This is a genomic window from Streptomyces lunalinharesii, assembly GCF_039532155.1.
GTDB classification, from domain to species: Bacteria; Actinomycetota; Actinomycetes; order Streptomycetales; family Streptomycetaceae; genus Streptomyces; species Streptomyces lunalinharesii.
Window position 1 is genome coordinate 13,166 of record NZ_BAAARK010000032.1, and the last position, 14,890, is coordinate 28,055.

Consider the following 14,890-nt stretch of genomic DNA (forward strand, 5'->3'; position numbering starts at 1 on the left):
CCTCCCGCCAAAACTGATCGGCAAGTGATCAGCAACTGATCGGCAAGTGATCAGTGCGAAGAACGAGGCGGGGGGCAGTTCCGTGATGTCGACGGAGAACACGGGCCGGGCGCAGACGGCCGGGGAACGCACGAGTGCGGGAACGACGCCGGAGAACGTCGCGGTGCTCGGCCTGGGGGACATGGGCAGGGCGCTGGCGTCGGCGCTCCTGGCGGCCGGCCACCGGGTGACGGTGTGGAACCGCACGGCGCACAAGGCCGATGCGCTGGTGGCCGAGGGCGCCCGGCGCGCCGCGTCCCCGGCCGCGGCGATCGCCGCGAGCGAGGTCGTGATCGTCTGCATCCTGGACTACGCCGACATCGCGCCGCTGCTGGCCGACGACGGCGCCGGTGCGGCGCTTGAGGGCCGCGTCGTGGTGAACGTGACCAACGGTTCGCCGGCCGAGGCGCGGGTGCTCGCTGAGCGGGTCGCCGGGCTCGGCGCGCACTACCTCGACGGCGGCGTCATGGCCGTTCCGGACATCATCGGGCAACCCCAGGCGTTCGTCCTCTACAGCGGCGCCGAGGCCGCCTTCGCGGCGCATCGCGGGGTGCTGGACGCCATGGCGCGAAGCGTCTACCTGGGCGCGGATCCCGGGGCGGCGCCGCTGCACGACCTGGCGCTGCTGACCGGGATGTACGGCATGTTCGGTGGATTCCTGCACGCCGCGGCCCTGGTGCGGTCGGCGGGCGGGAACGTCGACGCGTTCACCCGGGACCTGCTGGTGCCGTGGCTGCGGGCGATGGCCGACAGCCAACTGCTCGCGATGGCGGCGCAGGTGGCGGCCGGGGACTACGGTGCCACCGGCTCCCACCTCGCCATGCAGGTCGCGCACGACGGGATCGGCGACGTCAGCCGGGCGCAGGGCGTCAGCACGGAGCTCTTCGGTCCGCTGTGGGAGCTGATGAAGCGCCGGGTCGCGGACGGGCACGGCCACGAGAGCCTCGGGTCGGTGGTGGAACTGCTGCACGCCGGGGCACCGCCGGCGTGACCCGCCGCGCGCACCGGGCCGCACGCACGACGAGGCGGTGACCGCTCCTCCCGGAGGGCGGTCACCGCCTCGTGCGCTCAGCGGGTGCGGCCGGCGGCCGTCAGGAGGCGCTGCCCGCGGTCCACTCCGACCAGGACATGTTCCAGCCGTTGAGGCCGTTGTCGGGCTTGACGGTCTTGTCCGGGGAGTTCTTCACGATCACCACGTCGCCGATCAGCGAGTTGTCGTAGAACCACTTGGCCGGGGTGTCGCCACCGCCGCCCTTGTTGTCCTCCAGGCCGACGCAGCCGTGGCTGGTGCCGGTGCGGCCGAAGATCGAGGAGCTGCCCCAGTAGTTGCCGTGTATGAACGTGCCGGAGGACGACAGGCGCATGGCGTGCGGCACGTCCTTGATGTCGTACTCGCCGCCGAAGCCGACCGTCGAACCGTCCATCCGGGTCTGCTCGAACTTCTCCGAGATCACCATCTGGCCGTTGTAGGTCGGGTGGTCCGGGCTGCCGCCGGAGATCGGGACGGACTTGATGACCTTCCCGTCCTGCTTGACGGTCATGGTCTGGGTGTTCATGTCGACCGTCGAGACCTGCGAGCGCCCGATGGTGAAGGACACCGTCTTGGACTGCACGCCGGTGATGCCCTGGCCGCCCTTCACGCCGTCCAGGTCGATCTTCATGGTGACCTTGGAGCCGGCCTTCCAGTAGTCCTCGGGCCGGAAGTCCAGCCGCCGCTCGCCGAACCAGTGGCCGACGACCTGCTGGCCGCTGCTGGAGGTCACCGTGATGTGGGACTGGACGTCCTTGCGGTTGCTGATCGACTTGTCGAAGTTGAACGACACCGGCATGCCGACGCCGACGGTCTTGCCGTTGTCGGGCGTGAACGAGCCGATGAAGCTGTTGGCCGACGAGACCGTGGTGAAGGTGGCGTTCTCGGTCGCCGGGCGGCCCTTGGCGTCCTTGGCGTTCGCCACGATCTTGTACTTGGCGCCGCGGTCCAGCTGCGCCCCGGGCTTCCAGGACAGGCCGTCCGACGATATGGCGCCGGCGACGTCCTTGCCGGTGTCGACGGCGGTGAGCTTCACGTCGGTCAACTTGCCGCCGGTGACCTTCACCCCGGTGTCGTTGATGCTGGCGTCGGTGGCGCCGTCCTTCGACGTGACCTTGATCTTGGCGTCGGAGGCGTCCTTGGCGGCCGCGGCGTCCGCGCCGGCCTGACCGTTCTTGCCGTCGCCCTGCCCCGCCTCGGCGTCGCCCCCACAGGCCGTCAGCGACAGCGCGCCCGCGGCGAGCAGGGCGGTGAGCGCCAGGGTGCGGCGCATCCGCCGGTTGCGGCGGGGTGCGGCGGAATCCCGCGCCTCGTGGTGAAGCGGCTGGTGGTCGGTGCGGGACTGGGCGGGCGCGGGGTTGTCCAGCGATGTCACGAGCTGCTCCATACAGGGGTGTTGTGATTCCGTGCTGGTAAACAGCACCAACGGGTGGATTTGGTTGCGGATACGGTCCTGTTGTGACGGAGGTCACAATCTCGACGGCAGGGGTCGGTCGTCCGGCCCTGCCAACCAGGTTCGCAGTGCCGCGCCGTCTTCGTCCAGGCGGGGTGGCGCACCGGGTTCGGTCACCGGCGTGCCCGACAGCCGCAGCGGGCTGGCCACTTGGGGGATCCGCCCCGCCCCGACCTGGACGATCGGGTCCAGCCCGAGCCGCGCCGCCAGCTCCAGCGCCTCCGACACGGTGTTGACCGGCCCGCACGGCACCGAAACCGCCGCCAGCCGCTCCGCCCAGCCACGCGGAGTGTCGGCGACCAGGCGATCTTCCAGTTCTTTGACCAGTTCTGTACGGTTTTGCACCCGATCCTGATTCCGACGGAACCGCACGTCCTCCGCCAACTCCGGCGCCCCCAGCGCCCCCGCCAGCGCCCGGAACTGCCGGTCGTTGCCCACCGCCACGGCCAACAGCCCGCCCCGACACGCCAACGTCTCGTACGGGGCGATGCTCGGATGCCGGTTGCCCATCGGCCCCGGGTCCCGCCCGGTGGCCAGATAGCCGGACGCCTGGTTCACCAACGACCCCAGGAGCGACGAGAGCAGGTTCACCTCCACCGCCTGCCCCGCGCCGGTCCGGTCGCGATGCCGCAGCGCCGCCAGGATCCCCGTCGCGGCGTCCTTGGCGGTCAGCACGTCCACCAGCGCCACCCCCGCCTTCAGCGGCGCCCCGCCGGGCTCGCCGGTGATGCTCATCAGTCCGCCCACCGCCTGGACCACGAAGTCGTAGCCGGGCAGCGCCGCCCCCGCCCCGGAACCGAAACCGCTGATGGTGCAGTGCACCAGCCCCGGGTTGGCCGCCAGCGTGGCCGCGGGGTCCAGGCCGTACTTGGCGAGCGAGGCGGGGCGGAAGTTCTCGATCAGGACGTCCGCCCGCCGGGCCAATTCCCGGGCCGCGGCCGCGTCCTCGGGATCGGCCAGGTCCAGCGCCAGCCCCCGCTTGGAGCGGTTCGCGGCGTCGAAGTACGCCGCGGTGCCGTCGTCGGCGAACGGCGGCCCCCAGGAGCGGGTGTCGTCCCCGACCCCCGGCCGCTCGACCTTGACGACCTCGGCGCCGAGGTCGGCGAGCGTGGCGGCGGCGAGCGGGCCGGCCAGGACCCGGCTGAAGTCGGCCACGAGGACGCCGTCGAGGGCGCGGGGGGCGGTCCGGTGGTGTTGCCGGGGCACGGGCGAACTCCTCACGTCGGGGACGGGGTGCCGCCATCGTTGGCCGACCCCCGCGCCGCGGGGAAGCCGCCGCGGTGTCCAACGGCCGGCGCGGCAGTGCGCCGGTCCGGCCGGTGGCGCGCCGGAGCGGGAGGGGAACGCCGGCGACGGACCGCAGAGTGGAGGAGCGCTACGCGTGTGGTGTCTGGAATGCTGGGAAATGTCATAGGAGATGTGTCACTTACCGATTTACAACCCAAGATCCCCTGTTGGAAGCCCAGACGCGTGGTGTCTACTGGGGCTTGCCCAGCGCCCACTTGTTCGGGAGGAACAGCATGGTCCCCTCCGTTTCGATTCTCCAGCAGATCGGCCTAGGCGTTCTGCTGGTCGTCGTCGTCCTCTGGGCAGTCGGCCTGGTCAGACTCACCCGGCGCGGCACCTACGGCACCCCCACGTCCTACGGGCGGCGCCCACCGCGCTCCCGGGCCCGGCTCGACGCCGTACCGCGCCAGACCGGCCCCGGCGGCCCGCCCTCCGAGAACGTGGACCTCACCCCCGCCGAACGCCAGGCGTTCGACGACCTCGTGCGACAGCTCAGCAGCCGCAGTTGACCCGGCGCCGGCCGACCGGGCTCGCGCCCCACGGGTGCGCCCGGCTCACTGCACCGGCCCCAGCTTCAGCAGCGCCAGCGCCGCGAGCATCTGGACCGACACCGCAGTCGCCGCCTTACGGGTCGGCAGGTGGTGCTGACCGCGTATCAGCAGCACCGCGAGGAAGTAGCCGAACCCCCAGGTCGTCCAGGTGGCGGCCTGCACGAACGTGGAACTCGTCGGCAACCAGGCCGCGATGAGCAACCGCGGCAGGTCCGTCACCCAGAAGACCACCACGAACAGACTCGCCGTCGGCGCGAACCGCCCGTTGCCCCCGAGCGTCCGCGCTATCGCGTGCGCGACCGCCCCCAGCGCCAGACTGGCCAGCAGCACGATCGCCTCGGCCATCCCGGCCAACTGGAGCGCCGCCGTGTGGTTGGCCGCCCACTGCGCCCGGAACGCGTCCACCGACACGATCCCGATCCCGCCGCTGATCAGGCACAGCAGCACCGCCGCGCCCCACGCACTGCGGTCCCGCGCCTCGTCGAACACGTCCACCGGCCGGTACCAGAGCCCGAGTATCAACCGGTGCCACCACAACCGGCGGCGCCGCACCGGCTCCTGACGGACGGACTCCCGACGACCGGCCGGCGGGCGGGCGCCCCCGGGGCCGGGCGGTGCCGGCTGCACCAACGTGGGCGGCGGCGGGGGCGGCGGCTCCGCACCCGACGGCGCGGCGGCGCGCCGGCCGGACCGTGGCGGGGGCGGGGTGGGGGGCGGCGATGCGGACATACGGCCGTTTCTACCACCGGGCCCACCGGGGCCCGACGCGCGGGCACCGGTGGGCCCGGGACGGCCACCGGGTGGTACCGGGCCGGCACCGAGGGGCACCGGGCGAGGCAAGGCCCCGTCGGCCGGCCCCGGATGAGACGCTCGACCGGTGACCCTTCAGACACCGGACCACGACGAGGCCCACGGCGGCGGGCTCGGCAGTCGCCTCAACTGGCTGCGGGCGGCGGTCCTCGGGGCCAACGACGGAGTGGTCTCCACCGCCGGACTCGTCGTCGGCGTCGCCGGCGCCACCGACTCGCAGGCCACCCTGCTCACCGCCGGACTCGCCGGCCTGCTGGCCGGATCGATGTCCATGGCGGCCGGCGAGTACGTGTCGGTCTCCACCCAACGCGACTCCGAGAAGGCCGCGCTGGCCCTGGAGAAGCGCGAGCTGGCCACCGAGCCGCAGGCCGAACTGCGCGAACTGACCGAACTGCTGGAGGGCAAGGGCCTCGGCCCCGAACTCGCCCGGGAGGTCGCCGAGCAGCTGACGGACCATGACGCGCTGCGCGCGCACGCCGAGGTGGAGCTGGGCATCGACCCGGACGACCTCACCAACCCCTGGCACGCGGCGGGCGCCAGCTTCCTCGCCTTCACCGCGGGCGCGCTGCTGCCGCTGCTCGCCATCGTGCTGCCGCCGACCGGCCAACGCCTGTGGATCACGGTGGTCGCGGTGCTGGCGGCGCTGGCCCTGTGCGGCTGGACCAGCGCCCGCCTGGGGTCGGCACCGGTGGGCCCGGCGGTACTGCGCAACGTGGCCGGCGGCGCACTGGCCATGGCGGTCACTTATGTGGCGGGCACGCTGCTGGGGGCGGTAGGGGCCTAGGACCGCTCCGGGGCGTCGTCCGCCGGCGGGCCGTAGAGGTCCGAGTACGACGGGAAGAGGCCGCCGGGGCCGTCCACCGAGGTGGCGGCGTGGGCGGCCTTGACGATGGCCCGGGTCAGCACGTCGGCGCCGGCGGCGAGGACGTCGTTGAGGGCGCCGGCTTGCAGGTGGACGCCGAAGACGGGGTCGGCCAGGGCCTCCGCGGTGGCCAGCGGGCGGGCGCCGGTGGCGACGGCGAAGACCGCGTCGCCGTCGTTGAGGAGGTGCACGGGGCGCAGGGCGCGGGCCAGGCCGTCGTGGGCGGTGCCGGCGAGCTTGTGGGCCTGCGCGCGGGTGAGGTCGGCGTCCGTGGCCACCACCGCGAGGACGGTGTTGAGGGGCGGGTGGACCGACGCGGCGGACCGGCCGGCGGAGATCTCCCGGGCCCGGACGAGGCGGCGCCGGGCGGTCGCGTGGACCGCGGGGTCGGGGAGCTGGGTGGGGGCGCCGTAGAGGGCGCCGGTGTGCGGGTCGGCGAAGGAGCCCGCGGCGTTGACGGCGGCCAGCGCGGCGACGGTTATCCCGGACGGCAGCACCGCGCTGGCGGTGCCGATGGCGCCCTTGATGCCGCCGCTGACCGCGCCGGTGCCGGCGCCGACGTTGCCCTGGGGGACCGGCGCGCCGGGGGTCGTGCGGGCGGCGGCCTCGACGGCCGCGCGGCCCAGGGCGGCGTCCGGGCGGGCCCGCCAGTCGCCGCCGCGGCCCAGGTCGAAGAGGGCGGCGGCGGGAACGACGGGGACGACCTGGGCGGGGTCGGGGCCGACCCGGAAGCCGCGGCCCTGCTCCTCCAGCCAGCCGGCGACACCGGCCGCGGCGTCGAGGCCGAACGCGGAGCCGCCGGTCAGGACGACCGCCTCGATGCGCTGGACGAGGTTGCGGGGGTCGAGGGCATCGGTCTCCCGGGTGCCCGGGCCGCCGCCGCGCACGTCGACCGCCGTGACGGCGCCGCCTTCGGGGGCGAGGACGACGGTGGTGCCGGTGAGCCAGCCGTCGCCGGTGCGCTGGGCGTGGCCGACCCGCAGGCCGGAAACGTCGGTCAGGGCGTCGTGCGGGCCCGGGGGGTGAGGGGTGGCCTCGCCCCCCTGGTGCCGCTGGTGCTGCCGCGCGTCGGTCATGGGGCCATGCGTACCACGCGCGCAGCCCGTTCAGTGGCCGGCCGGCCCCATCACGACGACCGGGTGGAGCGCCGGGTCGAGGGTGCGCAGCAGTTCGCGCATCACCTCCGGCTTGAGGCTGACGCAGCCCTGGGTGGGGCCGTCGTGGTCGACGTGCAGCCAGACGCCGCCGCCCTTTTCGTCGCCGAGCGGACGCTGCCCGTCCAGCGGGGAGGTGCCGGGGACGCGGTTGTAGTTGATGGCGATGACGTAGTCGAAGGCGCCGGCCAGCGGCTCGCCCTCGACGCCGGTGCCGTGGGCGACGAAGCTGCGGTTGTGGTCGTAGGGCAGCTTGGTGCCCCCGGGGGCCGGCAGTCGCCCGCCGGCGTCGGTGAGGGCGTAGACGCCCTCGGGGGAGCGCAGGTCGCCGTAGTGGTGGTCGCTGGTCCAGCCGTGGGCGGCGTTGTGCGCGGCCCAGCCGGGGCCGGCCTCCCAGAAGTCCGAGCCGTCCTCGCGGGTGTACAGGACGACCCGCGACTCGTACGAGTCGGTGGCCTTGCCGGTGACGACGAGGACCTGGCGGGCGTTGGCCGGTATGCGCTTTCGGGCGGCGTCGCTGAGGTCCGGGATGGCCCGCAGGCCGCGGGCGGTCTGGGGTGCGGCCTGTGCGGGCGCCGGGGTGTTCGGGCTGGACGCCGCGTGGGCCGAACCGCTCTTGGCGTCCGGTCGGCCGCTGTGGTCGTCGCCCGAGGCCGGCCAGGCCCACAGGGCGGTGCCGACCAGGGTGGAGAGCGCGAGGCCGCTGACGGCCTTGCTGCGCCGGGACAGTCTCCTGCGCGCACGGGACTGAGCGTGGCGGGCTGCCATGTCTGGCGTCTCCTCAGGTACGGGCGGGTGGACGGCCCGTGGGACACCGTGAACGGCGGACCCCCGGGCATAAAAAGGGCAATCTGCACCCTACCGCGTTCCGGCCGGGCCGCTTCCGCGGGCTGTGGTGAACGGTAGAGGGCAGCAGGACGACGCCGCACGCCGGGTGAACCTTTGGCGGGGGAATGCGCCGATTGGCCGGACAGGCGGGGTGGAGAGGGCGCTCCGGAGGGTGCCCCGGGGGCGCGGGAGGCCGCCCCAAGTTGGCCGGAATGCGGCCCAAGTCTGCCCCGTGTGCGGTGAGTTGACGCGCTATGCGCGCGTTCGGCGGATGCGGGCGCGGGGCGCGGGGCGGGACGGGCGCGCGCACGGCCGTTCGGCACGCTAACGGGGGACGGCGCGGCGGGCCGCGCGTCGCTCGCGCCCGTGCGCGCCGTGCGGCGACCGGAGGGCCGCTACTCCTCCGCCAGTGCGGTGCCCTGGCGGGCCGTCAGGGTGATCCCCACCGCCACCGTCACCGCCGCCACCAGCCCTGCCGCCAAAACCGCCGCCGACCCCGCGAACGTGCAGGCCAACACCGCTACGGCGGCCACCGGCAACACCAGTTGCTGGGCCGGCCCGCGCTTCTGGTGGCGGGAGTGGATCAGCCACACCGTGACCAGGTAGAGCGCCGCCGGCACCGTGACGCAGGCCGCCGCCGCGTGCGCCGACAGGTGGGCCCGGCCGGCCGACTCCTCCACCGCGATCTCGATGCCCGCGCCGATCGCCGCGGCCGAACCGAACACCAGGTAGTGGCCGTAGCCCCACAGGAACGCCTGCTGGTTGGAGCGCAGGTGGAGGTGGATGGGGACGGCGAAGTAGATCCAGTACGCGGCGAAGACCAGCAGCAGGCCGCCGGCCGCGATCGGCAGCAGGACGGCCAGGTCGTGGTGCTCGTCGAGCGCGGACTGGACCGCCACGGTCGCCGCGGAGACCGTTTCGCCCAGCACGATGAGGGTGAACAGCCCGTACCGTTCGGCGATGTGGTGCGGGTGCCAGCCGGTCGGCCGGTCGCGTTCGGCGAGCGCCGGGACCGACAGCTCCAGCGCACCCATGACGATGAACACCCACGGGGCGTCGGCCGGCGGCAGGAGCAGCAGCGCCGCCCAGCCGATCTGGCAGAGGGTCACCCCCGAGGCGTAGCGCAGGGCGGTCCGCCGTTCCGCGCCCCGGGTGTCGTGGGCGGCCCGCAGCCACTGGCTGACCAGCGCCAACCGCATCACCACATAGCCGACCCAGACGATCCGGAAGTCCCCGGCGGTGAAGGCCCGCGGCACGCCCGCGGCCAGGACGAGCACCCCGACGATCTGAACGAGCGTCACCACCCGGTACAGCGGGTCGTCGGTGTCGTACGCCGACGCGAACCAGCTGAAGTTGAGCCACGCCAGCCAGATGGCGAAGAACACCATCAGATAGCCGACGACGCCGTGCCCCGGATGGCCCTCGGCGAGCGCGTGCACCAGTTGGCGGCCGGCCTGGGCGACCGCCACCACGAAGCAGAGGTCGAAGAACAGCTCCAGTGGGGTGGAGGCGCGGTGCGACTCCGCACGACCGCGCGCACGCATCAGAACCGGCACGGTGCACCAGCCCCTCTCGTCGACCGCTGATGGGGTGGCACTCAGTACAGCGCGGGCGCGAGGGCGGCGGGGGCAACGGGCCCGCGGCGTGTCGCGGGCCCGCGGCCTAGTCCGCGACCGCCTCCACGATGGAGGGGAAGGCGGCCGTCGGCAGCACCCGGGTCAGCCGGAAGCCGCTCGCCGCCAGCAGCGCGGCGAACTCGTCCGCGTTGCGCTCCTGCCCGTCGAGGACGGCCAGCATGGCGATGTCCATCGTCTTGCCGAAGTGCGGGGCGTTCCCCGGCGGCAGGACGGAGTCGACGACCAGCAGGCGGCGGCCGGGCGCCATCGCCGCGCGGCAGCTGCGCAGGATGCGGCGGCAGGGCTCGTCCGGCCAGTCGTGCAGGACGTGCTTGAGGACGTAGACGTCGCCGCCCTCGGGGACCGCCGCGAAGAAGTCGCCCTCCTGGGTGCGCCAGCGGCCCTTCAGGTCGTCGGTGTCCAGGAGGTGGTGGGCCAGCGGCGGCGCCAGGTCGAAGAGGACGCCGCTGACCTGCGGACGGCGCCGGAGCACCGCGCGCAGCAGGCCGCCCCGGCCGCCGCCGACGTCGACGACGGTGCCGGTCTCCGGAAAGGGGTAGGCGGCGGCCACCGCGTCGTCCGCCGGGGCGGCCAGGGAGGCCATGCCGTCGTCGAAGAGTTCCCGCTTGGCCGCGTCCGACGCCAGGTGGGTGAACAACGGTGTACCGAAGAGCCGTTCGAAGGCCGCGCCGCCGTGCGCCACCGCCTCGGTCAGGCCGGCGGAGGTCCGCAGGAACAGGTCGTCGGTGAGCATCATGACCGCCGGGTGCAGCGAGTCGGGCACGTCGGTGCGCAGCTGCCGGGCGGCCGGGGTCAGCTGGTACGCGCCCGCGGCGTCCTCCCGGAAGACGCCGCGGGCGGCGAGGTAGCGCAGCACCCGGCGCAGGTGGGGGGCGTGGGTGTCGGTGGCGGCGGCCAGTTGCTCGGGGGTGCGCGGGCCCACCGCGAGCCGGTCGGCGATGCGGTAGTGGGCGGCGGTGCGCAGCGCGGCGGAGAAGAGGTGGCCCAGGGCCTGGTCCATGAGGTGGGTCGCGAGGTCGCCGGGCTCGTCCGCCGGTCGGGTGGGTGAAGTGGCCAACGTCAGCCTCCGGTCGTCGGCTTGGGCCTGCGCTGCGCCACGTCGCAGGCATGGTGATCCACGGTTGCAGGCGGTGGCGGTGGTGTCACGGGGGGAGGGGTGGTGAACCGCTGGGTACCGGCCAGGGCGCACGGGGCGGCCGGCGGCGCGGACCGGCGCGCCAGGGGGCAGACGGCGGCGTCCGCGCGTGGTCGAATGCGCGTATGAGCGACCGTGACCCTTCCTCCCCCGCATCCGTCCTGGAACCGCTCGACGCCCGCCTCGCGGACCTCGTGGCGCTCTACGAAGACCTGCACCGCCACCCCGAACTCGCCTACGAGGAGACCCGCACCGCCGCCGAGGCGGCCCGCCGGCTGACCGCGTACGGCTACGACGTCACGACCGGCATCGGCGTGACCGGCGTGACCGGCGTGCTGCGCAACGGCCCGGGGCCGGTGGTCCTGCTGCGCGCCGACATGGACGCGCTGCCGGTCTCCGAGAACTCCGACGTGCCGTACGCCTCGACCGTCCCGGGGCGGATGCACGCCTGCGGGCACGACGTCCACGTGACGTGCCTGCTGGGCGCCGCCGACCTGCTGGCCGCCGGCCGCGCGTGCTGGTCGGGGACGCTCGTGGTGCTGTTCCAGCCGGCCGAGGAGGCCGGCAGCGGCGCCCGCGCCATGCTCGACGACGGCCTCTACAGCAAGCAGCTGGTGCCGGTGCCCGACGTGGTGCTGGCGCAGCACGTCGCCCCGTTCGGCGCGGGGCTGATCGCGTACTGTCCGGGCGCCTGCATGGCCGCGGCGGACACGCTGGAGATCACGTTCCACGGGACGGGCGGCCACGGGTCGCGGCCGGAGACGACGGTGGACCCGATCCTGATGGCGGCGGCGTTCGTGCAGCGGGTGCAGTCGGTGGTGTCGCGGGAGATCGCGGCGAAGGAGCAGGCGGTGGTCACGGTCGGCTCGTTCCACGCCGGCGACACCGCCAACGTGATCCCGGACCGGGCCGTCGTGCGGCTCAGCGTCCGCAGCTTCGACGCGAACGTGCGGACCGCGGTGCTGGCGGCCGTCGAACGGATCGCGCGGGCCGAGGCGGCCGCGTCCGGCGCGCCCGAGGAGCCGGAGACGACGGTGCTCGACTCGTTCCCGGTGACGGTCAACGACGACGCGGTGCTGGCGGCCGTCACCGCGGACTTCACGCGGCACTTCGGCGACCAGCGGGTGTTCGCCTTCGACCCGGCGACCGGCAGTGAGGACGCCGGCCTGTTGGCGACGGCCGCCGGGGCGCCGCTGTACTACTGGTGGCTGGGCGGCTGGGACCCGGACGCGTTCCGCACCGCGCTGGCCGCCGGGCGGCTGGCCCAGGACATCCCCTCCAACCACTCGTCCCGCTTCGTGCCGGTCGCCCGGCCGACCCTGTCCACGGGCGTGCAGGCGCTGACGGTGGCGGCGTTGGCGCAGCTGGGCCGGGCCTAGGGCAGCGGTCGGGCCCCGGAGGTCCCGCCGGGCACCGGGGCGAACGGCTCGTTGACCTTGTCCTTGGGGGAAGGCCCAGCATCGGTGGGGCCGGGCGCGGTGCCCGGCACGAGGAGGACGGACGCCGTTCGTCGGCGGCGCGCGGAGCGCAAAGGAGCACCGGGTGGACGGGGAACTGCTGACGATCGGGGCGTTCGCACGGGCGTCCCGGCTCTCGCCGAAGGCACTGCGCCTGTACGACGAACTCGCCCTGCTGACCCCCGTCCACGTCGACCCGCACAGCGGCTACCGCTACTACGCCCCGGCCCAGTTGGAGCGGGCCCGGTCGGTCGCCTGGCTGCGGCGGCTCGGCATGCCGTTGGCCCGCATCCGCGAGGTGTGCGGGCTGGCGCCGGCCGTCGCGGCCCGGTCGGTCGCGGCGTACTGGGCGCAGGTCGAGACCGAGTTCGCCGCCCGCCGGGACCTGGCCGCCTTCCTCGTGGACCAGCTGGAACGGAAGGACACCACGATGACCGAACCCCACGACCCCACCGCCCCGTTGACGCTGCGGTGCGCCGCCCTGACGGACCGCGGGCTGGTCCGGCCCGCCAACCAGGACGCGGCCCACGCCGGCCCGCGCCTGCTGGCGGTGGCCGACGGCTACGGCCCCGGCGGGGGGCCGGCCGCCACCGCCGCCGTCGAGGCGCTGAAGGACCTGGAGGGCCAGGAGGTGGGCGCGGACGACCTGTTGGCCGTCTTGGAGGAGGCGGCCCGGCGCGCCCACCGGGCCGCGCCGTCCGCCGGCGAGTCGACCGGCAGCACCCTCACCGCCGTGCTGCGCTCGGGTGCGCGGCTGGCGCTGCTGCACGTCGGGGACTCGCGCGCCTACGTGCTGCGCGACGCGGGGCTGGTCCGCCTCACCCACGACCACACCCTGGTGCAGTCCCTCGTCGACGAGGGCCGGCTCACCCCCGAGGAGGCGTCCTCGCACCCGCAGCGCGCACTGCTGTCGCGGTCCTTGGACGGGGGCACCGACTTCGCCCCGGACCTCCACCTGCTCGACGCCCGCCCCGGCGAGCGCTACCTGCTGTGCACCGACGGCCTGACCGCCGTCGTGCCGCCCGAGGCGATCCGGGCGGCCCTCGCCGGCGCGGCCACGCCCCACCAGGCCGTCGCCGACCTGGTCCGGCTCGCCCACGAGGCCGGCGCCCCCGACAACGTCGGATGCGTGGTGGCGGACGTGGTGGAGGCGGCAGCGGCGGCCTGAGCGGGGCGGGGGCGGGGCGGGCCCGTACGGGGTGCCCTTAGGGGGTGTGCGGGCCCCTTGCCAGATCCCTGCCCGGCGGGGGCGCGGTCGATCCGCGCGCCCCGCCGGGCGGTGGCCCGCCCCCGGCCGCTACGCCCGCCCCTTCAACATTCCCTGGAAGTAGAGCTGCGGCAGCCCGTAGCGCTTGAGGAACCACATGTCGGTGCGCTCCCGGGTGGTGTCGAGGAAGGGGATCGACGGTGCGGGGCGCAGGTCGTAGTCGAACTCGGCCAGCAGCATCTTGTGCCGGGCGGTGACCAGGGGGCAGGAGGTGTAGCCGTCGTAGCGGGCGGTGGCGGGCCGGCCGCGGAGCCCGGCGAGGAGGTTGGCGACGAGGACCGGGGCCTGCTTGCGGATCGCGGCGCCCGTCTTGGACGTGGGCAGGTGGGCCACGTCCCCCAGGGCGTACACCTCGGGGAAGTCGGGGCTCTGGAGGGTGTGCGGGTCCGTCTTGACGTAGCCGTGCGGGGAGCCCGGATCCGCCAACGGGCCGTCGGCGAGCCACTGCGGGGCGCGCTGCGGCGGGACCGCGTGCAGCAGGTCGTAGCGGACGGTCTCGGTGCGGCCGGTGGCATGGTCGGTGAGGACGGCGGCCCGCCCCGGGCCGTCCAGTTGGGTCAGTTCGGTCTGCAGCCGCACCTCGATGCCGTAGCGGCGGGCGGCCCCCTCCAGGGCCCGGGCGAAGACCGGCACCTTGAAGAGGCTGGGTTCCGGGAGGGCGAGGACGGTGCGGATGTTGCCCAGGACGCCGCGCTTGCGCCAGTGGTCCGCGGCCAGGTACGCGATCTTCTGCGGTGCGCCACCGCACTTGACCGGCCCGGACGGCATGGTGAACACGGCCGTTCCGCGCCGCATCCGGCGGATCAACTCCCAGGTGTACGGGGCGAGGTCGGCCCGGTAGTTGCTGCTCACCCCGTGGTGGCCGACGGCCCGGGCCAGCCCCGGCACGCCGTCCCAGTCGAGGTGCAGACCGGGCGCCAGGACCAGCCGCCCGTAGGAGAACACCCGGCCGGTGGCGGTGGTGACCGTCCGGGCCACCGGATCGACGGCGGTGGCGCGCTCCCGCAGCCAGCGGACGCCGGGCGGAATGACCTCGGCCTCCGGGCGCAGCGCGGCGCGCAGCGGTGCCTGGCCGCCGCCGACCAGCGTCCACAGCGGCTGGTACCAGTGCGTGTCGGCGGGGTCCAGCAGGGCGACGTCCCGGACGCCGGCGCGGCGTAACCGGGCGGCGACGGTGATGCCCGCGGTACCGCCGCCGACGATCAGGACCTGGTGGTGGACGGGGGTGGCGGCGGGCGCGGGGTCCGCGTCGGCGGCGGGCCGGGTCATGCGGGTCTCCTGACTCGTGGGTGGTTCTTGGGGGTTGGGGTTCCGCAAGGGCCGGGGGCGCGGGGCGCTCCGGTGTGCTCCCGGGCACCGGTGCGGGCCGGGGCGCGGGCC

General features: G+C 74.6%; 13 protein-coding genes. 5 read left to right on the forward strand and 8 right to left on the reverse strand.

Translation table 11 applies throughout. The features are described from left to right. Positions 1–85: 85 nt before the first annotated feature. Complete coding sequence (locus tag ABD385_RS32360) at positions 86–1,030, forward strand: NAD(P)-dependent oxidoreductase (RefSeq protein WP_344582710.1); 945 nt, start codon at positions 86–88, stop codon at positions 1,028–1,030. Positions 1,031–1,130: 100 nt separating this feature from the next. On the opposite strand, the gene ABD385_RS32365 is transcribed toward ABD385_RS32360, so the two are convergent. Continuing rightward, entirely contained in the window at positions 1,131–2,456 is a 1,326-nt protein-coding gene (locus ABD385_RS32365) for a L,D-transpeptidase (protein ID WP_344582711.1), read from the reverse strand. Positions 2,457–2,537: 81 nt separating this feature from the next. Beyond that, on the reverse strand, positions 2,538–3,728 hold the full coding sequence (locus ABD385_RS32370) for a CaiB/BaiF CoA transferase family protein (protein WP_344582713.1): 1,191 nt from the start codon (positions 3,726–3,728) through the stop codon (positions 2,538–2,540). Between the two features lie 314 nt (positions 3,729–4,042). On the opposite strand from ABD385_RS32370, the gene ABD385_RS32375 reads away from it, so the two are divergent. Continuing rightward, positions 4,043–4,318 (forward strand): hypothetical protein, encoded by a 276-nt coding sequence (locus ABD385_RS32375; protein WP_344582714.1) that lies wholly within the window; start codon positions 4,043–4,045, stop codon positions 4,316–4,318. Between the two features lie 45 nt (positions 4,319–4,363). Here ABD385_RS32375 and ABD385_RS32380 read toward each other — a convergent pair whose 3' ends face one another. Then, positions 4,364–5,089 (reverse strand): Yip1 family protein, encoded by a 726-nt coding sequence (locus tag ABD385_RS32380; RefSeq protein ID WP_344582716.1) that lies wholly within the window; start codon positions 5,087–5,089, stop codon positions 4,364–4,366. A gap of 148 nt (positions 5,090–5,237) precedes the next feature. Here ABD385_RS32380 and ABD385_RS32385 point away from each other — a divergent pair, with 148 nt between their 5' ends. Continuing rightward, positions 5,238–5,954 (forward strand): VIT1/CCC1 transporter family protein, encoded by a 717-nt coding sequence (locus ABD385_RS32385; protein WP_344582717.1) that lies wholly within the window; start codon positions 5,238–5,240, stop codon positions 5,952–5,954. On the opposite strand, the gene ABD385_RS32390 is transcribed toward ABD385_RS32385, so the two are convergent. From ABD385_RS32390 to ABD385_RS32405, 4 genes are all read right to left on the reverse strand, one after another. Next, entirely contained in the window at positions 5,951–7,108 is a 1,158-nt protein-coding gene (locus ABD385_RS32390) for a P1 family peptidase (protein WP_344582718.1), read from the reverse strand. The two genes, ABD385_RS32385 and ABD385_RS32390, sit on opposite strands and share 4 nt — an antisense overlap. 30 nt (positions 7,109–7,138) lie before the next feature. Next, positions 7,139–7,954, reverse strand: a complete 816-nt coding sequence (locus ABD385_RS32395; RefSeq protein WP_344582720.1) for a L,D-transpeptidase family protein — start codon at positions 7,952–7,954, stop codon at positions 7,139–7,141. 455 nt (positions 7,955–8,409) lie between these two features. After that, complete coding sequence (locus tag ABD385_RS32400) at positions 8,410–9,570, reverse strand: low temperature requirement protein A (RefSeq protein WP_344582722.1); 1,161 nt, start codon at positions 9,568–9,570, stop codon at positions 8,410–8,412. Positions 9,571–9,676: 106 nt separating this feature from the next. Then, complete coding sequence (locus tag ABD385_RS32405) at positions 9,677–10,708, reverse strand: methyltransferase (RefSeq protein ID WP_344582724.1); 1,032 nt, start codon at positions 10,706–10,708, stop codon at positions 9,677–9,679. A 203-nt stretch (positions 10,709–10,911) separates the two neighbouring features. Between ABD385_RS32405 and ABD385_RS32410 the strand changes: the two genes are divergently transcribed. After that, a complete protein-coding gene (locus ABD385_RS32410) occupies positions 10,912–12,165 on the forward strand; it encodes an amidohydrolase (RefSeq protein WP_344582726.1) in 1,254 nt (417 codons plus the stop codon). 163 nt (positions 12,166–12,328) lie between these two features. Continuing rightward, entirely contained in the window at positions 12,329–13,411 is a 1,083-nt protein-coding gene (locus ABD385_RS32415; protein WP_344582728.1) for a MerR family transcriptional regulator, read from the forward strand. Positions 13,412–13,540: 129 nt separating this feature from the next. Here ABD385_RS32415 and ABD385_RS32420 read toward each other — a convergent pair whose 3' ends face one another. After that, positions 13,541–14,779 carry an NAD(P)/FAD-dependent oxidoreductase gene (locus tag ABD385_RS32420; RefSeq protein ID WP_344582729.1) on the reverse strand — a complete coding sequence of 413 codons (1,239 nt, stop codon included), beginning with the start codon at positions 14,777–14,779 and terminating at the stop codon, positions 13,541–13,543. Positions 14,780–14,890 lie beyond the last annotated feature (111 nt).